This is a genomic window from Lysobacter sp. KACC 24251, assembly GCF_057747755.1.
The window spans coordinates 1,134,528-1,154,735 of record NZ_CM173222.1; the positions used below are offsets into that span (position 1 = coordinate 1,134,528).

The 20,208-nt window shown below is 66.7% G+C and carries 19 protein-coding genes and 1 tRNA gene; 13 read left to right on the forward strand and 7 right to left on the reverse strand.

All coding sequences use genetic code 11. The annotated features are described in order from the left end of the window. Positions 1–35: 35 nt before the first annotated feature. From AC3ARF_RS05445 to AC3ARF_RS05455, 3 genes are all read right to left on the reverse strand, one after another. Positions 36–932: a hypothetical protein gene (locus AC3ARF_RS05445; protein WP_498930988.1), complete on the reverse strand. Its 897-nt coding sequence runs from the start codon at positions 930–932 to the stop codon at positions 36–38. Further along, positions 929–2,383, reverse strand: a complete 1,455-nt coding sequence (locus AC3ARF_RS05450; protein WP_498930990.1) for a glycosyltransferase family 2 protein — start codon at positions 2,381–2,383, stop codon at positions 929–931. The genes AC3ARF_RS05445 and AC3ARF_RS05450 overlap by 4 nt, the downstream gene beginning before the upstream one ends. Before the next feature lie 305 nt (positions 2,384–2,688). Further along, positions 2,689–2,765, reverse strand: a tRNA-Pro gene (locus tag AC3ARF_RS05455). Positions 2,766–2,924: 159 nt separating this feature from the next. Here AC3ARF_RS05455 and hisS point away from each other — a divergent pair. Together hisS and AC3ARF_RS05465 are read left to right on the forward strand one after the other, a co-directional pair. Next, on the forward strand, positions 2,925–4,370 hold the full coding sequence (gene hisS, locus AC3ARF_RS05460; protein ID WP_498931767.1) for a histidine--tRNA ligase: 1,446 nt from the start codon (positions 2,925–2,927) through the stop codon (positions 4,368–4,370). Next, complete coding sequence (locus AC3ARF_RS05465) at positions 4,367–6,259, forward strand: HAL/PAL/TAL family ammonia-lyase (RefSeq protein WP_498930992.1); 1,893 nt, start codon at positions 4,367–4,369, stop codon at positions 6,257–6,259. The genes hisS and AC3ARF_RS05465 overlap by 4 nt, the downstream gene beginning before the upstream one ends. Positions 6,260–6,358: 99 nt before the next feature. Here the strand turns inward: AC3ARF_RS05465 and AC3ARF_RS05470 are convergent, their stop codons facing one another. Then, positions 6,359–8,185, reverse strand: a complete 1,827-nt coding sequence (locus AC3ARF_RS05470; protein WP_498930994.1) for a sensor domain-containing diguanylate cyclase — start codon at positions 8,183–8,185, stop codon at positions 6,359–6,361. A gap of 152 nt (positions 8,186–8,337) precedes the next feature. Between AC3ARF_RS05470 and AC3ARF_RS05475 the strand changes: the two genes are divergently transcribed. The 11 genes from AC3ARF_RS05475 (at position 8,338) to AC3ARF_RS05525 (ending at position 18,300) form a co-directional block, all read left to right on the forward strand. After that, positions 8,338–8,646, forward strand: coding sequence for a YerC/YecD family TrpR-related protein (locus AC3ARF_RS05475; RefSeq protein WP_498930996.1), 309 nt, complete (start codon positions 8,338–8,340; stop codon positions 8,644–8,646). Between the two features lie 28 nt (positions 8,647–8,674). After that, complete coding sequence (hisG, locus tag AC3ARF_RS05480; protein WP_498930998.1) at positions 8,675–9,589, forward strand: ATP phosphoribosyltransferase; 915 nt, start codon at positions 8,675–8,677, stop codon at positions 9,587–9,589. Next, positions 9,586–10,887 carry a histidinol dehydrogenase gene (gene hisD / locus AC3ARF_RS05485; RefSeq protein WP_498931000.1) on the forward strand — a complete coding sequence of 434 codons (1,302 nt, stop codon included), beginning with the start codon at positions 9,586–9,588 and terminating at the stop codon, positions 10,885–10,887. The genes hisG and hisD overlap by 4 nt, the downstream gene beginning before the upstream one ends. An 86-nt stretch (positions 10,888–10,973) precedes the next feature. Then, positions 10,974–12,035 (forward strand): histidinol-phosphate transaminase, encoded by a 1,062-nt coding sequence (gene hisC, locus AC3ARF_RS05490; RefSeq protein ID WP_498931002.1) that lies wholly within the window; start codon positions 10,974–10,976, stop codon positions 12,033–12,035. Further along, on the forward strand, positions 12,032–13,132 hold the full coding sequence (gene hisB / locus AC3ARF_RS05495) for a bifunctional histidinol-phosphatase/imidazoleglycerol-phosphate dehydratase HisB (protein ID WP_498931004.1): 1,101 nt from the start codon (positions 12,032–12,034) through the stop codon (positions 13,130–13,132). Before hisC ends, hisB begins: the two co-directional genes overlap by 4 nt. 13 nt (positions 13,133–13,145) lie before the next feature. After that, entirely contained in the window at positions 13,146–13,745 is a 600-nt protein-coding gene (gene hisH / locus AC3ARF_RS05500; protein ID WP_498931006.1) for an imidazole glycerol phosphate synthase subunit HisH, read from the forward strand. Further along, complete coding sequence (gene hisA, locus AC3ARF_RS05505; protein WP_498931008.1) at positions 13,742–14,485, forward strand: 1-(5-phosphoribosyl)-5-[(5-phosphoribosylamino)methylideneamino]imidazole-4-carboxamide isomerase; 744 nt, start codon at positions 13,742–13,744, stop codon at positions 14,483–14,485. Before hisH ends, hisA begins: the two co-directional genes overlap by 4 nt. Then, positions 14,485–15,276 carry an imidazole glycerol phosphate synthase subunit HisF gene (gene hisF, locus AC3ARF_RS05510; protein ID WP_498931010.1) on the forward strand — a complete coding sequence of 264 codons (792 nt, stop codon included), beginning with the start codon at positions 14,485–14,487 and terminating at the stop codon, positions 15,274–15,276. Before hisA ends, hisF begins: the two co-directional genes overlap by 1 nt. Then, entirely contained in the window at positions 15,273–15,938 is a 666-nt protein-coding gene (hisIE, locus tag AC3ARF_RS05515) for a bifunctional phosphoribosyl-AMP cyclohydrolase/phosphoribosyl-ATP diphosphatase HisIE (protein WP_498931011.1), read from the forward strand. Before hisF ends, hisIE begins: the two co-directional genes overlap by 4 nt. A 105-nt stretch (positions 15,939–16,043) precedes the next feature. Then, on the forward strand, positions 16,044–17,711 hold the full coding sequence (locus AC3ARF_RS05520; protein ID WP_498931013.1) for a calcineurin-like phosphoesterase C-terminal domain-containing protein: 1,668 nt from the start codon (positions 16,044–16,046) through the stop codon (positions 17,709–17,711). A 4-nt stretch (positions 17,712–17,715) separates the two neighbouring features. Continuing rightward, on the forward strand, positions 17,716–18,300 hold the full coding sequence (locus tag AC3ARF_RS05525; protein ID WP_498931015.1) for a YdeI/OmpD-associated family protein: 585 nt from the start codon (positions 17,716–17,718) through the stop codon (positions 18,298–18,300). A gap of 8 nt (positions 18,301–18,308) precedes the next feature. On the opposite strand, the gene mtnC is transcribed toward AC3ARF_RS05525, so the two are convergent. The 3 genes from mtnC to AC3ARF_RS05540 are packed head-to-tail and all read right to left on the reverse strand — an operon-like array spanning position 18,309 to position 20,196. Then, on the reverse strand, positions 18,309–19,007 hold the full coding sequence (mtnC, locus tag AC3ARF_RS05530; protein WP_498931017.1) for an acireductone synthase: 699 nt from the start codon (positions 19,005–19,007) through the stop codon (positions 18,309–18,311). After that, the gene (locus tag AC3ARF_RS05535) at positions 19,004–19,561 is read right to left on the reverse strand and encodes a 1,2-dihydroxy-3-keto-5-methylthiopentene dioxygenase (protein ID WP_498931019.1); all 558 of its coding nucleotides are present in this window, start codon (positions 19,559–19,561) and stop codon (positions 19,004–19,006) included. The genes mtnC and AC3ARF_RS05535 overlap by 4 nt, the downstream gene beginning before the upstream one ends. Continuing rightward, positions 19,558–20,196, reverse strand: a complete 639-nt coding sequence (locus AC3ARF_RS05540) for a methylthioribulose 1-phosphate dehydratase (protein ID WP_498931021.1) — start codon at positions 20,194–20,196, stop codon at positions 19,558–19,560. The genes AC3ARF_RS05535 and AC3ARF_RS05540 overlap by 4 nt, the downstream gene beginning before the upstream one ends. Positions 20,197–20,208 lie beyond the last annotated feature (12 nt).

Genomic DNA, 20,208 nt, shown 5'->3' on the forward strand with positions numbered 1-20,208 from the left:
GCGTAGCGCGACCTTCGCCGCGCTACGCCCTGTGATCAGAATGGCTGGATGAACTGCAACCCGACCTGGCGGTAGCCGTAGTTGACGCCTTCTCCCACTGGCGTGTTGCTGTACGTGCCGGTAGCACGCAGGTACCAACGCCGCGCGGCGCGTGGGCTCTCGATCACCACCTGCGCCAGGCGTGCGGCACGCCTATCCGAGCGGCTGTCGCGCTGGGCGCCGACACCGGCCGCGGCACTGAACATCCAGCGGTGGTGGAAGCGGCGCAGGCGCAGCATGGGAATTGCCTCGGCGAACCAGCGTGGCGAGTAATAGTCGGCCTCGTCCGGGTGGCTGCTGTGGAACGCCCGCGTGCGCAGTTGCGCACCCAGGCCCCAATCGGGCACCAGTTGCACGCTGTATGTGGCTCGCAGATGGCCGCGCACATTCTTTCCAGTGAAGTCCTGCACGCCCGCGAGCAGGGTCAACTGCTGGCGTTCCGTGCTATCCAGCGGCAGGTCGACGGCCGCCCCCACGAAGGTGGAGTAGAGCCCCTGTTCCCCCTGCAGTGTCTCCACTACGTCGCGCTCGACAAAATACTCCTGGCGACGGCTCCCCTCGCGCACCAGGCTGGCATTGCCCAGCAGCGTATGCCCGTTGGTTCCCACCTGTGCGTTCCACGTCCAGTCTTCCGCACTGTCAGCGAAACGGTAGTAGACCCGGTTCTCCGACCAGCCGTCGGTGGCGAGCGGGCGAATGCGTGCGTGCTCCACCGTGACCCCCCGGAAGTGGGTCGGATCTTCGTAGCCGTAATAGGCCGTCAGCGCAGTGCGCAGCACACTGGTGTCATCGCCGTCGTCGGAGGCGAAGACATCCACGCCGCCCGCGACATCCTGCGCGTGGAGGGGCAGGGCGCAAGCCAGCAGCAGGGCGACGGACAGGGCGCGCCTCATTTCGTTCCCCAGTTCTTGCGCAGACCGGCAAGCTCCGACACATACCCCCACACGCAGATCGGTTGCAGGATCAGCGAGTACACCAGCATGTACACGAGGAATCCGACAGGGTTGCGCCGGACTTTCAGGTCCTGTCGTTTGAACATGCGGTGCTGCACGCGGTAGATGAAAGCGTTCCACAGCATCGCCAGCGGCAGCACCAGCAGGGTCATGATGCCCACGATGTGGTAATGGCCGAACAGTGCCGCGATCACGCCCGGGATGAACACGAAGGTGTAGACCAGGTCCAGCGGCAGGAACAGCACGTTCCACCAGATGAAGAGCAGGCTCATCCGCGGCTTGTGCAACAGGCCCGGGTGGCTCTTGAACGCTTCGATCAGGCCGCGCGACCAGCGCTTGCGTTGCCGCGCGAACTGGCGGAGGCGGTCGGGGACGTTGGTGAAGACGATCGCGTCTTCGCAGTAGCCGATGCGGTAGCCGCGTTCCAGCAGACCCCACGATGCGACAATGTCCTCACCCACGCAATCGGGCCAGCCGCCGGCTTCCAGGAGCGCCGCGCGGTCATAGAGCGAGAACGCACCCTGCGCGACCAGTGTGCCGTGGTACATGCTCTGCATGCGCTTGACCGCGGCGATGCCATGGAAGTAGTCCCACTCCTGTACCCGCGTCAGCCAGTTGCTGCGCGAGTTGCGCGCGAGCACCGCGCCCGCGACGGCGCGGGTATTGGGTGGGTCGGCCAGGTAGCGCTCGACGAGGCGCTGCAGCGCGTCGGCGTACACCCACGAATCGCCATCGACGGTCACGATCAGGTCGTGGCGGGCCATCTCAAGGCCGCGGCGCAACACGCCTGCCTTGCCGACATTGATCCCGCCGGAAACCACGCGGATGGTGTGGCCGCCGGGAAGCGCGGCCTGCGCGATGGCCGCTTCGGCCTGCGCTATCGAATCGTCGGTCGAGCCGTCGTCCAGGATCAGCACATCCATCTTTCCCGGGTAGCCCTGCTTGGCCAAGCTGGTGATGGTCCCTGCGATGTTGGCGGCCTCGTTGTAGCAGGCCACCAGTACGGACACGCCGGGGTAGTGCGCGGGGATTTTCCGCTCCGGACGCCGGTCCATCAGGATCGTGCTGATCAGGAAGGCGTTCATGAAGCCCGGTACGTAGGCGATAAAGGCGATGACGAACAGCGCCAGCGGCCGTCCGATGAGGCGCGTCAGGTCATCCACCCATGGCAGCGACAGCCAGATGCTCAGGCCCGCCCAAGCCAGGCCAATCAGCAGGGCCAGAGTGAACTTGGCGCGCACCGGGACGTAAAGCGGGCGTCTTGCCGTGGGTGGCGAGGCCGGAGGCAACAACGGGCTGAGGGTCAGCGGGGCTTGCGGGGGGATTTCATGGTCCGGATCCGGGGCGCAGGTCGGGCCCGGTTCGCGGCGCAGTGCTTCTTCTTGGATCATCGGGGCGGCTTCGGGCTCAAAGAGTGACAACTTGGGCGCGCGGATGGCCGCTCACGTCATAAAGTGACGTTTGTCGCAGTTTTGCCCCGCCCCCTGTTGAGCGACTCCGCCAATGCCCGAGGGCACACGGGGTCGTCATGGAGGAATTGCCGCAAGTTCCGGGCCAACTTTCCGGCCGGCGGCTTTCACGGTCCTGCCCCAACCAAAGGGCACGCGCCGAGATCGGCTGATTCGCGGCTTTGAACCGGCGCCAAATCGCGGGCACAAAAAAGCCGGCATTGCCGGCTTGATTGAACTGCAAGATTTGGTCGGGGAGACAGGATTCGAACCTGCGACCTCTACGTCCCGAACGTAGCGCTCTACCAGACTGAGCTACACCCCGACTGAGCCGTGCATTCTAGAGACTGATCCGCGTTCGGGCAATAGGTGGCGTCGAAAATTTCATGAGCCCGCAGTCGGACACCCTACGCCCGGGCCGGCAACCGGTCCGCGTCGCCCGTTAAACTGTACGGCCACATATCCGCTAATGCTGGTGACCCGCTTGATCAAGCCGCGTACCCCTCCCGGGGTCATGGAGCTGCTGCCTCCTGACCAGATCGCCTTCCAGCGCATGCTGGACACGATCCGCCGCAACTTCGAGCGTTTCGGTTTCCTGCCGGTGGAGACGCCCGTAATGGAGCTGTCGGATGTGTTGCTCACCAAGTCCGGCGGCGAGACCGAGCGGCAGGTGTACTTCGTACAGTCCACCGGCGCGCTGGAGAACGGGGTCAATGCGGTAGCCGCGGCGGTGGAGGCCGGCCAGGATGCCGAGCAGGTCCGCGCCGCAGCGCGCGAGCTGGCCCGGCCGGAAATGGCCCTGCGCTTTGACCTGACCGTGCCGCTCGCCCGCTACGTGGCCGAGCACGAGCACGACCTCGCGTTCCCGTTCCGCCGTTACCAGATGCAGCGCGTTTACCGCGGCGAGCGTGCCCAGCGTGGCCGCTTCCGCGAGTTCTATCAGTGCGACATCGACGTCATCGGCAAGGACGCGCTGAGCGTGCGTTTCGATGCCGAACTGCCGGCGGTGATCCACTCGGTGTTCTCCGAAATGAACATCGGCGCGTTCACCATCCAGCTCAACAACCGCAAGCTGATGCGCGGGTTCTTCGAGGCGCAGGGCGTTGCCGATCCGGATTTGCAGGCGCTGGTGCTGCGCGAGGTCGACAAGCTCGACAAGCGCGGCGAGGACTACGTGCGCCAAACGCTGACCGGCGAGGGCTTCAATCTGCCGGCCGAAGGCGTCGATCGCATCATGCAGTTCGTGAAGGTCCGCTCGACCTCGCATGCGGACGCGATAGCGCACCTGGACGCCCTGGGCGAGGGCAGCGATGCCCTGCGCGAGGGCGTGGCCGAGCTGCGCGAAGTGCTGGAGCTGGTCCGCGCGATGGGCGTGCCGGAGTCCAACTACGCGCTCAACTTCTCCATCGCGCGCGGGCTGGATTACTACACGGGCACCGTGTACGAAACCACGCTCAACGACTATCCGCAGATCGGCTCGATCTGTTCGGGCGGCCGCTACGAGGACCTGGCCAGCCACTACACCAAGTCGAAGCTGCCGGGCGTGGGCATCTCCATCGGCCTCACCCGGTTGTTCTGGCAGTTGCGCGAGGCTGGCATCGTCGACAGTGCTGCCAGCACCGTGCAGGTGCTGGTGACCCAGATGGACGCGGAACACCTGCCGCACGGCCTGGCCATCGCCAGCGAACTGCGCCACGGCGGGCTCAACACCGAGGTGGTGATGGAGCCGTCCAAGCTTGGCAAGCAGTTCAAGTACGCCGATCGCGCGGGCATCCGCTTCGTGGTGGTGCTGGGCGAGGACGAGATTTCCAAGGGGACGGTGACGGTCAAGGACCTGCGCCGTGAGGATCAATTCGAAGTAGCCCGTGGCGAGCTGGCGCGTACCCTGCGCGTGGAGCTGGCCCAGGCCGAGGCATTGCAGAACAAATGACCGCAATCGTACGTCTTGACGGGCGCTCGCTGACGCGCGCCCAACTGGTAGCCGTTGCCCGTGGCGCGAAGGTCGAACTCGATCCCGCCCAGTTGCCCGCCGTGGCCCGCGCGGCTGACTTCCTGGCCGAGCAGGTCCGCCGCGAGGAGCCGATCTATGGTGTTTCGACCGGCTTCGGCAGCAACGCCGACCGTCTCCTTGGCGCGCACCACCTGCGCGACGAACTGCCCGGTGCGCAGCGCTCCAGGGAAACCCTGCACGAGGAGCTGCAGCGCAACCTCATCGTGACCCATGCGGTGTGCGTGGGCGAGCCGTTCGCACCCGATGTGGTGCGCGCCATGCTGTGCATCCGCATCAACACGTTGATGCGCGGGCATTCCGGTATCCGCGTGCAGACGCTGGAAGCGCTGGCTGCGATGCTCAACGCCGGCATCGTGCCGGTGGTGCCACAGCTGGGGTCGGTGGGTGCCAGCGGCGACCTCGCACCGTTGTCGCACCTGGCCATCGTGCTGCTGGGTGGGGGCGAGGCCTTCCATGAGGGCAAGCGCATGCCGGGCGAAGAAGCGCTGAAGCGCGCCGGCTTGACGCCCGTGACCCTGTCCTACAAGGAAGGCCTGGCGCTGAACAACGGCACAGCGCAGATGCTTGCCACCGGCGTGCTGGCGCTGGACCGCCTGGAGAAGCTGGCCGATACCGCCGATCTTGCCGCGGCCATGACCATCGATGCTTTCGCGGGCCGCCTTGGCGCGTTTGCCGAGGAGGTGCACGACCTGCGTCCGCATCCCGGGCAGGTGCAGGTCGCGGCGAACCTGCGTCGTCTGCTGGACGGCTCCACGCTGTCCGACATCCCGTATCACCTGGTGCCGAAGTTCCGGCCCTGGCTGCCGGGCAGCTGGGACACGCCCGAGGCGCAGTCGTTGCACTTCGACATCGGCTGGGATTGGGTTCCGTTCAACCAGCGCCACGGCCGCGAGAAGTTCTATACGCGCTTCCGCCCGTTCCGCGGCGGGAAGAAGCACCAGCCGCAGGATGCGTATTCGCTGCGTTGCATCCCGCAGGTGCACGGTGCCGTGCGGGACGCCATTGCGCAGGCCGCCCGCGTGCTGGATATCGAACTCAACGCGCTGACCGACAACCCCATCGTGTTCCCGGACGCGAAGAAGCAGCACGTGGAGGAACAGGTGATCTCCGCCGGCCACTTCCACGGCATGCCTCTGGCGCTGGCGATGAGTTACGTCAAGGCCGCGATTCCGGTATTGGCGAGCATCTCCGAGCGCCGCCTGAACAAGCTGGTTGACCCCGCCACCAACGACGGCCTGCCGGGCTTCCTGATCGGCAACGAGGACTCCACCGAGTCCGGTCACATGATCGTGCAGTACACCGCAGCGGCCATCGTCAATGACCTGGCCAGCCGAGCCCACCCGGCTTCGGTGTACTCGATCCCGACCAGCGCCAACGCCGAGGACCACGTGTCGATGGGCGCCAACGAGGCGCGACATGTGCTGGCGATGGCAGAGGATCTGGGCAAGGTACTGGCACTGGAGCTGTACACCGCCGCCCAGGCGCTGGACCTGCGTCGCGACATGATCAATGCCGCACGTGGTCTGGCCGACCGGGCTGACGCCGAATCGCTTTCGAGCAAGGTGGCGGGCGCGCCCCTCCCGGGGAGCCCGGATCGGGGCGGCTTCCTCGCCGAGGTCGAAGGCCTGCGCCAGGAACTGTCGTCGTCGGCGGACTTCCGCCCGGGTCGCGCGGTCGCTGCGGCCCACGCCGCCATTCGCGAACACATCCCGTTCCTCGCGCGCGACCGCGCGCTGGATGGCGAGATCGGTCTGATCGTCCGCCTGGAGCGCGAAGGGCACGTACTCGCGGCCGCGAAGGGCGTCTAACCCCTCCTGCCCGGCGACGTCAGCGCGTCGCCGGCCAGGGGGGCAGGTTCTTGCTTCACAGGCGTAAAAGGCGCTGCCATTGCAGCGCCGATCCGGCGCTCACGCCGCGCGCATGCTCGACGTCCGTATGCAGTTGCGACCTTCGGCCTTGGCGCGGTACAGCGCCTCGTCGGCCCTCTGCAACGCAGCCTCGATCGTGCAGTGCATGTGCGACTCAACGACGTGCATGCCGATGCTCGCACTCAGCGACAGCGAGCGGCCACCCGCGTCCCAAGGGGAATCGTTGAGCGCGATGCGGATGCTTTCGGCGGTGGCCAGCCCTTCGGCCAGGTCCTTGCCGGGCAGGGCGGCTACGAATTCCTCCCCACCGAACCGGGCCAGCAGCGCATTGTGCGGGCGCAGGGTCTGGCCGATCACATGGGCGGCCCAGCGCAGGCACTCGTCGCCGACCAGGTGTCCATACTCGTCGTTGATTTGCTTGAAGTGGTCCAGGTCGATCATGAGCAGCGTCACCGGATGGCGGTGCTCGCGGGCGTGGGCGGTGAGCGGGGCGAACCGCTCATGGAAGTGCATTCGCGTGTGCAGGCCGGTCAGGCCGTCACGCTGGCTGGATTCACGCAGTCGGGCGTGCGCGTCCCCCAACTGTCCGAGCGCGTTGCGCAACTCGGACGTGCGTTGCTCAACCTTGTGTTCCAGTTGCTCCTTCGCCTCGCGCACCACGCGTTCGTTCTCGTTGCGCAGCGATGAATAGCGGTAGCCCAGCGCCACCGACAGCAGCAGCATCTCCAGCGCCGAGCCGATCTGGACGCCGTAGTCGGTCATGAAGCTCTTGGGCAGCTGTGCGAAGGCAACGGCGGCAAACATGCCGGTGCCCAGCAGGAACATGCCCCACGCCAGCAGGAACAGCCGCGCCGGCCTGTACCCGCTGCGGGTAACCACCACGGCCTCCAGCGCGATCCAGACGATGCTGGCGAACACCGCAAGCGAAGCAACGGGGGTGGAGATGCGGTACGGCAGGAATACCGAAGCGATGCCCCATGCGACGAAGAAGGCGATCATCGCCAGCCCGACACGGTCACCCAGCGGCCAGCGCACCTTCAGGCCGAGGAACGAGCGGGCAAATTGCTGCATGCCGACCTGCGCCAGACAGATGGACAGTGGTACGGACCGGTCCTGCACCCACGGTGACGAGGGCCACAGGTATTCGTAGCCCAGGCCATTCAGCGTGAACAACACCAGTCCGAATGCCGTGACATGCAACAGGTACCAACCGTAACTGGCATCGCGCAACGACTGCCACAACACCAGGTTGTAGAAGAAAAGCGCCATCAGGATGCCGTAGTACAGCCCCATCGCGAACTGCGCGTCACGCGACATCTCGGTGAAGGCCGATGGTGTGTACAGGACCAGCGGGACCTGCATCGAACTCTGGCTCTGCACCCGCACGAAGACGTCCACCGGTACGTCGACCGGCAGGTCGAGCATGAAGTTGGGGTGGCGGTAACGGATGCTGCGTGCATTGAAGGGCAGGGCATCGCCGCCGATCCGATGCACCACGCGGCCGTCGGGGTAGCTGGCGTAGACGTCGAGGTGGTCGCTGAGCGCGTATTGCTGGACCAGCAACCACCGCGGCTCGGTAGCGTCGTGGTTCGTCAGGCGGACGTGGAACCAGAATGCGCCTTCCCTGAATCCAAAAGACGGATTCTGCGAGGGAAGGGGCTGGAAGTGTCCTGCCGCGAGGGCGATGCGGGCCGCATTGAGGTCTGCGGGGGCGCCCAGGTCATGGAAGTAGCGGGTAGACGCCGCCAGGGGGACGATGGCCTGCTCCGGTTGGAGGTCGAGTCCCGTGTCCGCGCGCGCGTTGCCGCCGGCCAGCATCACGGCCAACGCAAACAGGATGCAGCGAACGCGGCATAGCCATCCCATGCGTGCTTAACCCCCCTGCGCCGTAGGACGCCAGCTCAAGCCTCGCCGGGGCAGTCTATCCCACGGATTCAGGCTTTGGCGGCCCAAAAGGTTGACTGCGGTTTTTTCTTGCAATAATGTATTAACACGCTATTACATTAGATTCATGCCCCATGAAGCGTCGTCCCCACGAGCCGAATGAAACCGAAGTTGCTGCCTCCGGGCTGGCCGACGTGCTGGCACGGCTGGACACGGCCCAGGCCGTTGCCGCCTTCCTCGAAGACTTGTGCACGCCCGCCGAGCTGGAGGCCATGGCCGACCGCTGGCGCGTGGTGCCGCTGGTGGCCAAGGGTGTCCCGTATCGGGAGATCCATGAGCTCACCCAGGTCAGCGTCACCACGGTGGGCCGTGTAGCGCGCACCTTGGAGCGCGGTGCGGGCGGGTACGTCGCTGCCCTCCAGGCGGTCGCCCAAGGCGGCTGACTCCCGATTCCTTCAGAGAAATTCCCATATGTCCCCCCCCATTGCTCCCCAAGGGCGCGACCGTCTCCGCATCGCCATCCAGAAGTCCGGACGCTTGGCCGAACCCGCCCGTGCGTTGCTGGCGTCCTGCGGCCTCAGCTGGCGCGAGAGCCGGGATCGCCTGTTCTGTTACGGCGAAACGCTGCCCGTCGACCTGCTGCTGGTGCGCGATGACGACATTCCCGGCCTGATTGCCGACGGCGTGTGCGACCTGGGCGTGGTGGGGCGCAACGTGCTGCAGGAGCAGGGGCAGGATCGCGTGGAAAGTGGCCGCACGCACGCCTATCGCGAGTGGCGTGCGCTGGGCTTTGGCGGCTGCCGCCTCGATATCGCCGTGCCCGAGGCTTGGGACTGGCAGGGGCCGCAGCAACTGGCAGGCAAGCGCATTGCGACCAGCTATCCCGCGCTGCTGCGCCAGTGGTTGCAGGACCAGGGCATTGCCGCCGACGTGGTTCTGCTGTCGGGGTCGGTGGAGATCGCGCCGCGACTCGGCCAGGCGGATGCGATCTGCGACCTGGTGTCCAGCGGCGCCACGCTGTCGGCAAACCAGCTCAAGCCGGCGTTGACGTTGTTGCAGAGCGAAGCCGTGCTGGCCGGCCCTGTCGAGGCTTTCGACGATGTGCGCGGCGAGCTGGCAGACCTGTTGCTGCGTCGCCTCGACGGCGCGATCCGCGTGCGCAGGAGCAAGTTGCTGATGTTCCAGGCGCGTCGCGATGACTTGCCGACGCTGTTGCCGTTGTTGCCGGATGCCGAGGCGCCCACGGTGATGCAGGTGGACGGCGCAGACCGCATGGCGCTGCAGGCACTGTGCCATGGCGCGGTGACCTGGCAGCGCCTGGAGGACCTCAAGCGCGCTGGCGCCAGTGGCCTGATGGTGGTGCCGGTGGAGGGCATGCTGGCATGAGGCGCGTGTCCTGGAATTCGTTGGACGTGCGGGAGCGTGCGCAGGTGCTGCGTCGACCGGCACAGCACGCCAGCGCCGGCACCAGCGTGGCGGTGGCGGCGCTGATCGACGAGGTGCGTGCCCGCGGCGATTCGGCCGTGCGCGAGTTGACCGAACGTTTCGATCGGGTATCGCTGGATGCGCTCGCGGTGACCGAGGCCGAGTTCGCTGCCGCCGCGACTGCCCTCACGCCCGCACTGCGCGACGCGATCGATGAAGCCGCTGCTCGGATCGAGTCATTCCACCGAGAAGGCATGACCCGCGAGTACGGCATGGACACGGCACCAGGCGTGCGCTGCGAGCGCGTGTTGCGCCCGATTGCGCGGGTGGGTTTGTACGTGCCCGCCGGGTCGGCGCCCTTGCCGTCGACCGCGTTGATGCTGGGTGTGCCGGCGCGGCTGGCCGGTTGCCGCGACGTGGTCCTGTGCACCCCGCCGCGGCCCGATGGCAGCGCGGACCCCGCGGTGCTGTACGCCGCGCAACGCTGCGGCGTGCGCCAGGTGCTCAAGGTGGGCGGCGTGCAGGCGATCGCCGCGATGGCCTTTGGCACGGCGTCAGTGCCCAAGTGCGACAAGCTTTTCGGCCCCGGCAACGGCTATGTCACCGAGGCCAAGCGCCAGGTTGCGATGAGCGAAGGCGGCGCGGCCATTGACATGCCAGCCGGACCGTCGGAGGTCCTGGTGATCGCGGATGCGGGTGCCAATCCGGCATTCGTCGCTGCCGACCTGCTGTCGCAGGCCGAGCATGGTCCCGATTCGCAGGTCTTGCTGCTGTCCGATGACGCGCCGCTGATCGATGCCGTGGCTGGGCAGGTGGAACGGCAACTGGCCGGGCTGTCGCGGGCCGACGTGGCGCGACGCGCGTTGGAGTCGTCGCGATTGATCCAGGTGGATACGTTGGATGAAGCGTTCGACGTCAGCAACACCTATGCGCCCGAACACCTGATCCTCGCATTGCGCGACGCGCGGGCGTGGTTGCCCAGAGTGGAGGCGGCGGGCTCGGTATTCCTGGGCGACTGGGCGCCGGAAGCACTGGGCGACTATTGCAGCGGCACCAACCACGTGCTGCCGACCAGTGGCGCAGCGCGCTACGTGGGCGGGCTCAACGTGGCCAGTTTCCAGGTGGCGATCACCGTGCAGGAAGTGACCCGGGGCGGCATTGCGGCCATCGGTCCGTGTGCGGTGGAACTGGCGACCGCGGAAGGGCTGGACGCGCACCGGCTCGCGGTGGCGTTGCGATTGGAAGAGGTCGCCGCATGAGCGCGCTGATGCCCCAGGAACGCGCGGTAGATGGACCGGCGGACAAGTCCCTGTCCGACACTGCACGCTGCGACCCGCTGCTGCTGGTGCGCGAGGACCTGCGGGACTTTGCAGGCTATCGGTCCGCCCGGACCGACATGGTCGACGGTCACGTTTGGTTGAACGCCAACGAGGCGGCGTGGCCCAACGAGGCCGACGGCGCCGGAACAGCGCGCCGCTATCCGGAACCGCAACCGGCCGGCCTGCGGAAGGCCTTGGCAGACCTGTATGGCTGCGAGCCCCAACAACTGCTCGCAGGTCGCGGTAGTGATGAACCCATTGATCTGATTATCCGTGCGCTGTGCCGGCCCGGCGGCGACGCCATCGTGGTGACACCGCCAACCTTCGGCATGTACGCGGTGTGCGCGCGGTTGCACGGCACGCCGGTGGTGGAAGTGCCTCTGGTCGAAACCTCGAGCGGACTTGCTTGTGACTTCGACGCTTTGGAGCAGGCCGCGCGCAACGCCGGAGCGCGTATCGTGTTCCTGTGTTCGCCCGGGAATCCGTCGGGGGCCGTGCTGCCTCTGCCGGCCGTTGCTGCGCTCGCGGGCGCGCTGGAGGGGCAGGCGCTGGTGGTGGTTGACGAGGCGTATCAGGAGTACGCCCAAGGTGCGTCCGCGATCAGCCTCCTTGACGCGCAGCGCAACGTGGTCGTGCTGCGGACCCTCTCCAAGGCCCACGCGCTGGCCGCGGCGCGCATTGGAGCCGTCATCGCCGACCCGGCGCTGATCCAGGTGCTTCAGCGTTGCCAGGCGCCGTACCCGCTTCCCGAGCCGAGCGTAGACCTGGCATCCCGCGCTTTGACACCTGAAGTGCTTGCCGAGACTGCGCGGCGGGTGGCAATCACCTGTGAGGAGCGCGTGAGACTGGCCGAAGCACTGTCAGGCATGGCTGGCGTGCGGCGCGTGTATCCGTCCAGTGCCAACTTCCTGCTGGTGCGTTTCGACAATCCCGAGTCAGCCTACAAAGCCCTGCTTGCCGCCGGCATCGTGGTGCGCGACATGCGCCATGCATTGGGACTGGGCGATGCGCTGCGCATCAGCTTGGGTACGCGTGAGCAGAATGATGCCGTGCTTGCGACGTTGGCCGGACCGGAGGCGGTCGCATGACGCCGATCCTGTTCATCGACCGGGACGGCACGCTCATCGAGGAGCCTGCCGACTTCCAGGTGGATTCGTTCGAGAAGCTGCGCTTCGTCCGCGACGTGATTCCGGCGTTGCTGCGTCTGCGCGATGCGGGCTACCAGTTCGTCATGGTCACCAACCAGGACGGACTGGGTACGGACGCATACCCGCGTGAAAAGTTCGAAGGGCCGCACAGCCTGATGATGCAGGTGCTGGAAAGCCAGGGCGTGACTTTCCGGGAGGTGCTCATCGACACCAGCTTCCCCGCTGACAACGCGCCAACCCGCAAGCCCGGGATCGGCCTTGCGCTGCACTACCTGCGGGACCGGAGCATCGACTGGGCCCGCTCGGCGATGGTGGGCGACCGCGAAACCGACAATGCCTTTGCCCGGAACCTGGGCATCCGCCCGTTCCAGTTGCGCACCGAGCAGTTTGGCGGGGATTGGGATTGGGCCGGGATCGCACATGTGTTGGCGGGCCAGCCGCGCACCGCCACCGTCACGCGCAGCACACGCGAAACCCGGATCCGCGTTGGGTTGGACCTCGATCGCGTGGCAGAGCCCTCGGTGCACACCGGTTTGGGCTTCTTCGACCACATGCTGGAGCAGATCGGAAAGCACGGCGGCTTCGCGCTGCAATTGCAGTGCGACGGCGACCTGGATATCGACGAGCACCACACCATCGAGGATTGTGCACTGGCCTTGGGCCAGGCATTGCGCGAGGCTCTGGGCGACAAGCGCGGCATTGGGCGCTACGGCTCCGATGCCGAGCCCGCCAAGGCCTCGTTCACACTGCCGATGGACGAGGCATTGGCGTCCGCAGCGCTGGATTTCTCTGGGCGGCCGTATTTCATCTTCACCGGTAGCTTCAAGCGCGAACGCGTCGGCGACATGCCGACGGAGCTGGTGCCGCACTTCTTCCGCTCGCTTTGCGAAACCAGTGGCCTCAACCTGAACCTGCGCGTGGAAGGCGACAACGACCACCACAAGGTCGAAGCCTGCTTCAAGGTGGTTGCGCGCGCGCTGCGCCAGGCCATCCGCCGTGAAGGCAGCGAACTGCCTAGCACCAAAGGGGCATTGTGATGGAAGCGCTGCGATGAAGGTCGTGCTGATCGACTCCGGTGGCGCCAATATCGGCTCCGTACGCTATGCGCTGGAGCGCCTCGGCGTGGATGCGCCCCTGACGGCTGACGCGGACACGATTCGCGATGCCCAACGGGTGATCCTGCCCGGCGTGGGCGCAGCTGGCACGGCGATGGCGCTACTGCGCGATCGCGGCCTGGTGGAGGTTATACGCGGCTTGCAGCAGCCGCTGCTCGGCATCTGCCTTGGCATGCAACTGCTTTTCGACGCATCGGAGGAGGGTGGAGTCGAGTGCCTTGGTCTCCTGCCTGGCACCGTCTCGCGCATGCGCGGCGGCGACGGCATCCGCGTGCCGCACATGGGCTGGAACACGATTTCGCCAACGCGGGAGCATGCTTTGTTGGAGGGAATTCCACGCGAGAGCCAAGCCTATTTCGTGCACGGTTACTGTGCGCCGGTCACTGGCGACACACTGGCCACCTGCACCCACGGCCAGGAATTCGCGGCCGTGGTGGGGCGCGGTAATCGCTTTGGTGCGCAGTTCCACCCGGAGCGTTCCGCCGACGTTGGCGCGCGGCTGTTGCAGAATTTCCTCTCAGGGGAATTGGCATGAGCAGCTTCGTGTTGTATCCCGCCATCGACGTGCGCGGCGGCCGCGTGGTGCGCCTACGCCAAGGTGACTACGCGCAGGAAACCCGCTACGCGGACGACCCGCTTGCCGTGGCCGAGCGTTACGCGCAGGCCGGTGCGCGCTGGCTGCATCTGGTGGATCTGGACGCCGCACGTGCCGGTGGCTACACCCTGGCGCCGCTCCTGTCCGCCATCAAGTCGGCAACTTCATTGCAGGTGCAGACCGGCGGTGGCGTGCGCGGCGAAGCGGACTTGCAGTCGATCCTCGAGGCTGGTGCCGACCGCGTCGTAGTCGGGTCCCTTTCAGTGCGCGAACCTGCGCGCGTAAGGGGCTGGCTGCGTTCGTTCGGCAGCGCGCACATCACCGTTGCACTGGACGCACGCGAATCCGCAGACGGGCGCTGGCAGCTGCCTACCGCAGGCTGGACCGAGGACAGTGGGGTGGAGCTGGGAACCCTCCTCTCCGGTTACATGGCGGCCGGGCTGAAACACCTGCTCTGTACCGATATAACCCGGGATGGCATGTTGTCCGGCCCCAACCTCGCGCTTTACAGGCGTATCCTTGACCTGGCACCGCAGGTGCAACTGCAGGCCTCGGGCGGCGTGCGTGACGTGGCCGACGTGGTGGGCGCGCGGCAAGCCGGTTGTGCCGGGGCCGTGCTGGGAAAGGCACTCCTGGACGGACGTTTCGAACTGGCCGATGCCATTGCGGAGATGGCCTGATGCTCAGTCGCCGCATCATCCCTTGCCTGGACGTCCGCGACGGACGCGTCGTGAAGGGCGTGCGCTTTCGCGACCACGTCGACATGGGCGACATCGTCGAACTGGCACGGCGGTACCGGCAGCAGGGCGCCGACGAACTGGTGTTCTACGACATCACTGCCAGTCCAGAGGGACGGGCTGTGGATCGTGGCTGGGTGGAGCGCGTGGCCCGTGCCCTCGACATTCCGTTCTGCGTGGCCGGCGGCATCCGCAGCGTCGATGACGCGCGCGGCATCCTGCATGCCGGCGCCGACAAAGTCTCCATCAACACCCCCGCGCTGGAACGCCCGGCGCTGATCAGCGAGTTGGCCGAAGCGTTTGGCGAACAGTGCGTGGTGGTCGGCATCGACAGCCTTCTTGATCCCGATGGGGAATGGCGCGTGCGCCAGTACACGGGTGACCCTTCGCGCACGCAGGCGCTCGCAAAACGCACGCTGGATTGGGTGATCGAGGCGCAGCAGCGGGGCGCCGGCGAGATCGTGCTCAACTGCATGGGCAGCGATGGTGTCCGCGAGGGCTATGACCTGGTGCAGTTACGCGAGGTGCGCGCTTTGTGCAACGTGCCGCTGATCGCCTCGGGCGGGGCTGGCACCGTGGCGCATTTCGAAGCGGTATTCCGCGATGCCGACGTGGACGGCGCTCTGGCCGCGAGTGTGTTCCATTCCGGAGCCATCGCCATCCCCGAACTCAAACGCCAACTGGCGGCCGCCGGCATTCCGGTCCGGCCGGTGACCGATACGGTGCCTGCATGAGTAACACCAACCCCGCTGCGGACGGCGGACGTTCGCACCCCGATCCTTCCATCGATACCACCGACCTCCTCGGCAGGCTGGATTGGGACAAGCAGGACGGGCTCATGCCCGCGGTGGTCCAGGAGGCCAAGACGTTACGCGTGCTGATGGTGGGTTACATGGATCGCGCGGCGCTCCAAGCCACCTGCGACACCGGCCATGTCACCTTCTTCAGCCGCAGCAGGCAGCGCCTGTGGACCAAGGGTGAGTCGTCCGGCCATTTCCTGGACCTGGTATCGATCGACGTGGACTGCGACGGGGACACGCTGCTCGTGCTGGCCCGCCCCCAGGGCCCAACCTGCCACCTGGGGCGCACCAGTTGCTTCCCCAAGGCGCCGGGCAACTTCCTCGCCGAACTCGATGTGCTGGTGGCGGGCCGCGAGCGCGATCGTCCGCCCGGCAGCTACACCACGCGGCTCTTCGAAGACGGCATCCGCCGAATCGCGCAAAAGGTCGGCGAGGAAGGCGTGGAAACGGCGCTGGCCGCGGTTGCGCAGGATGACGAGGCGCTGCTGGGCGAGGCCGCGGACCTCCTGTACCACCTGCAAGTGCTGCTGCGAGCACGTGGTCGATCGCTGGAGGATGCGGTGGCGGTGCTGCGCGATCGCCACAAGGCTGGCTGACCGGGGTGACCTTCGGCGCGGGAAGGCGCATTCCCTCATGCCGCTCGCGCATAATCGGCCCGAGTCAATCGGCCGCCGGACGGCGGTCCACGCCCAGGAGTCGGCATGCGTTTTCCGCTCGTTTCACTCTCGCTGATCGCCTTGGCACTCGCTTGCGGTGCTCCGGTTATGGCCGGGACAGCGTACTGCGATGGCGGCATGGTGTTTGAAGATCGCAACGGCAACGGCCGACGGGAGCCGGGAGAGCCAGGCGTTGCCGGAGTGAAGGTTTCTGACGGCGTGGAGGTCAGCGTTACCGACACGCGCGGTGTCTATCGCCTGCTCCCCGTCGACGGACGCAGCTTGTTCGTGATCAAGCCCGCAGGCTACCTGTCCATCCGGCGCGAAGACGGCCTGCCGGACGTGTGGCGGAACACCCGCACTGCGCCGGGTCCCGCGCTCAAGTACGGCGGCATGCCCGTGCAGCCGGCGACCTGCCGCGACTTCGCATTGCGCGCCGCCAAGCCCTCGCCAAAGCGGCAGCAAGCCCTTGATGTGGTGGTTTTCGCAGACCCACAGCCCAAGGCCCAGCGCGATGTCGACTTTTACCGCCGCGACATCATCGAGCCGCTCAAGCGGGACACGGCCATCGAGATGGGGCACGGCTTTGGTCGTTTCTACTTCGACGGCCTGGCGGGCGACCTGGGCATCAGCCTGGGCGACATCACCAGCGACGACCTGTCGCTGTATCCGGCGTTGACCGCGGCGACCACGAGTCTGGGAGTGCCATGGCTGCACGTGGCCGGCAACCACGATCTCGACTTCGACGCCGGGCGCGACGAGGATTCTCTGCTGACGTTCCGCCACCACTTCGGTCCGGACACCCACGCGTGGGAGGAGCCCGAGGCGACCTTCTTGCTGCTGGATGACGTCATCTACCAGCCCGGGAGCCAGCCGTCCTACATCGGCGGCCTGCGCGAGGACCAGTTCGCTTTCCTGGCGCGTTACCTGCCCACGGTGCCCAAGGATCGCCTGCTGGTGGTGGCCGTGCACATCCCGTTCTTCGACGCCGAGCCCGGCCGGGAAACGTTCCGCCACGCCGATCGCGACCGTCTGTTCGCCTTGCTGCAGGCCTTCCCCAAGGTGCTGCTGCTCAGCGGCCACAGCCACATCCAGCGCCACGTGTACCACGATGCCGCCAGCGGCTGGCATGGCGCGGCGCCGCTGCACGAGTACAACGTCGGCGCGGCGTGCGGGGCCTTCTGGTCCGGCGTGAAGGATGCGCAAGGTATTCCCGACACGACGATGGCTGACGGCACCCCGAATGGTTACGCGCGTCTGCAGGTCCGGAAGGGCGGCGATTACACCCTGGCATGGCACCCGGCGCGTGGGCCTGCCGATGACTCCGGTTACACCCCGGCGATGCGCCTGTCCGCGCCAAGGGTACTGAGGCGCGGCGCCTGGCCGGCGTTCGCGGTGCACGCCAATGTCTTCATGGGCCAGGACGACACGCGCGTGGAATACCGCATCGACGATGGCCCCTGGCAGCCCATGCGCCGGGTGGCTGCCGCTGATCCTTGGCTGGTGGCGGAAAACGCGCAGGATGACCGGGCAGAGGCCCTGCGCGGCTACGATCGTGCGCCGCCCGCCGAAGCCTCACCGCACCTGTGGCGGGGGACGCTGCCCACCCACTTGGCCCTGGGGGAGCACCGCGTCGAGGTGCGCGCCTCTGACCGCTGGCAGGGCGAGCAACGCGCCAGCACCCAGTACCGGCTGGATGCGGGCGCGGAGTAACGGGATGGCCACAAGCCTGCCGACTGATCTGCCGATTGCCCTGTTTGCCGACGCCGACGAGTGGGAGGCGTGGTTGGTCGGCCAGGACGACAGCAAGGGTGTCTGGCTGAAGATCGCGAAGAAGGGCGCGGGCGTGGGTTCGATCACCTACGCCGATGCGCTGGATGTTGCGCTGTGCCATGGTTGGATCGACGGCCAGAAGCGGCGTTGCGACGAGCGCTACTACCTTCAGCGCTTTACGCCTCGACGCCCGCGCAGCGTATGGTCGAAGATCAACATTGGCCACGTCGAGCGCCTCACTGCCGCCGGCCGCATGCGGGCCTTGGGGCTGCGCGAGGTCGACGCCGCCAAGGCGGACGGTCGGTGGGACCGGGCTTACGGGGGTGGGCGCGACATGCCGGTGCCTGAGGAACTGGCCAACGCGTTGGCCAGCAACGCCAAGGCGCGACGGTTCTTCGAGCAACTCGACCGAACCAACCGCTATGCGTTCTGCTGGCGCGTGCAGACCGCCAAGAAAGTCGAGACGCGCCGGTTACGAGCCGTCCGGTTCGTGGAGATGCTGGAAAAAGGCGAGAAACTGCACGCTTGAGTCGCGCTTCAACCCGCCAGCGTGATATCCGCAAACGACTCCACCCGTGTGTGCCCGTGGGTGGCATCGCCCAGGCGCGGCGTGGGATAGTCCTCGCGGCGGTCCAGCAGCACGGTACCCAGCCCAGCCTCGCGCGCCGCGTCCAACTCCTCCACCACGTCGGAGAGGAACAGCACGTCGCTGGCTTCATGGCCAATCGCCTCGACGATGCGGCGGTAGCTGCCGGCCTCGCGCTTGCCGCCAACTTCGGTGTCGAACCAGCCAGAGATCAGCCCCGTCAGGTCGCCTGCGTCGCTGTGGCCGAAAAACAGGCGTTGCGCAGGCACGCTGCCCGAGGAGTACACGTAAAGCGGCAGTCCGGCCGCCTTCCACGCCTGCAAGGCCGCCGCGGCGTCCCCATAGATGTGCGCGGTGAAGTCCACGGCGCGGTAACCATCGGCCCAGATCATGCCCTGCAGCGCCTTCAGCGCGGTGTGCTTGCGGTCCTGGTCGATCCAGCCCTGCAGCACCTCGACGATCATCGCGTCGTCGCACATGCCGCCATTCTCGGTGGCCACCATGTCCAGCCACTTGCGCACCGCGGGTTCGCGCCCGCGAGTGGCCACGAATCGCGGCAATGCGCGTCGCGCATAGGGGAACAGCACATCCTTGACGAAGGAAATGCTGCTGGTCGTGCCCTCGATGTCCGTGAGGATGGCGCGGGTCATTCCGGGGTGCCCGGCTCAAGGCGCGGAAAGCGCTGGGCGATGTCCGTACCGGTGAAATGGCCGATCCAGCCGTCCGGCTCGGTGAAGAAGCGGATCGCCACGAAGCTCGGCTCGGGGCCCATGTCGAACCAATGCCGCGCGCTGTCCGGCACGGCGATCAGGTCGCCCTGCTCGCACAGCACTTCGTACACGCCATCGTCCACGTGGAGGGTGAAAAGGCCCGAACCGGCCACGAAGAAACGTACTTCGTCTTCCTTGTGGAAGTGCTCATCCAGGAACTTGGCGCGCATGGCCTCGCGCTGCGGGTTGTCCGGCGCGATGCTGACCACGTCCACGCTCTTGAAGCCGCGTTCGGTCACCAGCCGGTCGATGTCGGCGCGGTAGGCGTCCATGATCTTTTCCGGGGTGTCACCCGGGACAATGGGCTGGCGGGCCTGCCACTGCTCGAACGTCACGCCGAGCTTCTTCAGTTCGCGCGCCATTTCCGCCCGGTCGCTCGTGGTCAGGCGCGGGGTGGACGGGTTGTTCTCGTCGAAGATACGCAGGCGGCTCATCGTTGCAACTTCCTCAGTTCAAGTTCGCAGGCCAGCAGGAATTCAAACGCCTCCAGGTGGCGGCGCGCCTCGGCCATGTCGCGGCCCCAGGCGTAGAGCCCGTGGCCATCGATCAGGTAACCCCACATCGGCTGGCGGTCGAGCAGGGCATCGACCTGCGCCGACAGCGTGTGCATGTCTTGGGTGTTGGGGAAGACCGGCACGTCCAACTCGGTCTCGTGGGTGGTATTGCCGACGAAGGCCTTCAGCAGTTCGTAGCCTTCCAGGTGCACGTGGCCGGCCCCGGCGAACAGGCGCGATGCCACGGTCTGCACCATGGAGTGGGTGTGCAGGACGCAGCCCACTTCGGGGAAGCGCTTGTAGAGCTGCGTGTGCAGAAGCGTCTCGGCCGACGACCTCAGCGTAGTGGCGACGGGCTCCCCGTCCACGTCCACCACCATGATGTCGGCTTCGGTCAGCTTGCCCTTGTCGCGCCCGGAGACGGTGATCGCCACGTGGCGATCATCGATCCGCTCTGAGAAGTTGCTGCTGGTGGCGGGCGTCCAGCCGCGGTGCGAGAGCTCGCGGACATTGACGATGATGTTGCCCGCGCAATGCTTCAGGCGCAGCGGGTCGTAGGGCAGGGGGGCGCTCATGCCCCCAAGTTT

What these genes read in the sequence shown, in the direction of transcription:
- AC3ARF_RS05445 (WP_498930988.1), bottom strand. Translation starts at nt 932, where the DNA reads ATGAGGCGCGCCCTGTCCGTCGCCCTGCTGCTGGCTTGCGCCCTGCCC.
- AC3ARF_RS05450 (WP_498930990.1), bottom strand. Translation starts at nt 2,383, where the DNA reads ATGATCCAAGAAGAAGCACTGCGCCGCGAACCGGGCCCGACCTGCGCC.
- AC3ARF_RS05465 (WP_498930992.1), top strand. Translation starts at nt 4,367, where the DNA reads ATGACCGCAATCGTACGTCTTGACGGGCGCTCGCTGACGCGCGCCCAA.
- AC3ARF_RS05470 (WP_498930994.1), bottom strand. Translation starts at nt 8,185, where the DNA reads ATGGGATGGCTATGCCGCGTTCGCTGCATCCTGTTTGCGTTGGCCGTG.
- AC3ARF_RS05475 (WP_498930996.1), top strand. Translation starts at nt 8,338, where the DNA reads ATGAAGCGTCGTCCCCACGAGCCGAATGAAACCGAAGTTGCTGCCTCC.
- hisG (WP_498930998.1), top strand. Translation starts at nt 8,675, where the DNA reads ATGTCCCCCCCCATTGCTCCCCAAGGGCGCGACCGTCTCCGCATCGCC.
- hisD (WP_498931000.1), top strand. Translation starts at nt 9,586, where the DNA reads ATGAGGCGCGTGTCCTGGAATTCGTTGGACGTGCGGGAGCGTGCGCAG.
- hisB (WP_498931004.1), top strand. Translation starts at nt 12,032, where the DNA reads ATGACGCCGATCCTGTTCATCGACCGGGACGGCACGCTCATCGAGGAG.
- hisH (WP_498931006.1), top strand. Translation starts at nt 13,146, where the DNA reads ATGAAGGTCGTGCTGATCGACTCCGGTGGCGCCAATATCGGCTCCGTA.
- hisA (WP_498931008.1), top strand. Translation starts at nt 13,742, where the DNA reads ATGAGCAGCTTCGTGTTGTATCCCGCCATCGACGTGCGCGGCGGCCGC.
- hisF (WP_498931010.1), top strand. Translation starts at nt 14,485, where the DNA reads ATGCTCAGTCGCCGCATCATCCCTTGCCTGGACGTCCGCGACGGACGC.
- hisIE (WP_498931011.1), top strand. Translation starts at nt 15,273, where the DNA reads ATGAGTAACACCAACCCCGCTGCGGACGGCGGACGTTCGCACCCCGAT.
- AC3ARF_RS05520 (WP_498931013.1), top strand. Translation starts at nt 16,044, where the DNA reads ATGCGTTTTCCGCTCGTTTCACTCTCGCTGATCGCCTTGGCACTCGCT.
- AC3ARF_RS05525 (WP_498931015.1), top strand. Translation starts at nt 17,716, where the DNA reads ATGGCCACAAGCCTGCCGACTGATCTGCCGATTGCCCTGTTTGCCGAC.
- mtnC (WP_498931017.1), bottom strand. Translation starts at nt 19,007, where the DNA reads ATGACCCGCGCCATCCTCACGGACATCGAGGGCACGACCAGCAGCATT.
- AC3ARF_RS05535 (WP_498931019.1), bottom strand. Translation starts at nt 19,561, where the DNA reads ATGAGCCGCCTGCGTATCTTCGACGAGAACAACCCGTCCACCCCGCGC.
- AC3ARF_RS05540 (WP_498931021.1), bottom strand. Translation starts at nt 20,196, where the DNA reads ATGAGCGCCCCCCTGCCCTACGACCCGCTGCGCCTGAAGCATTGCGCG.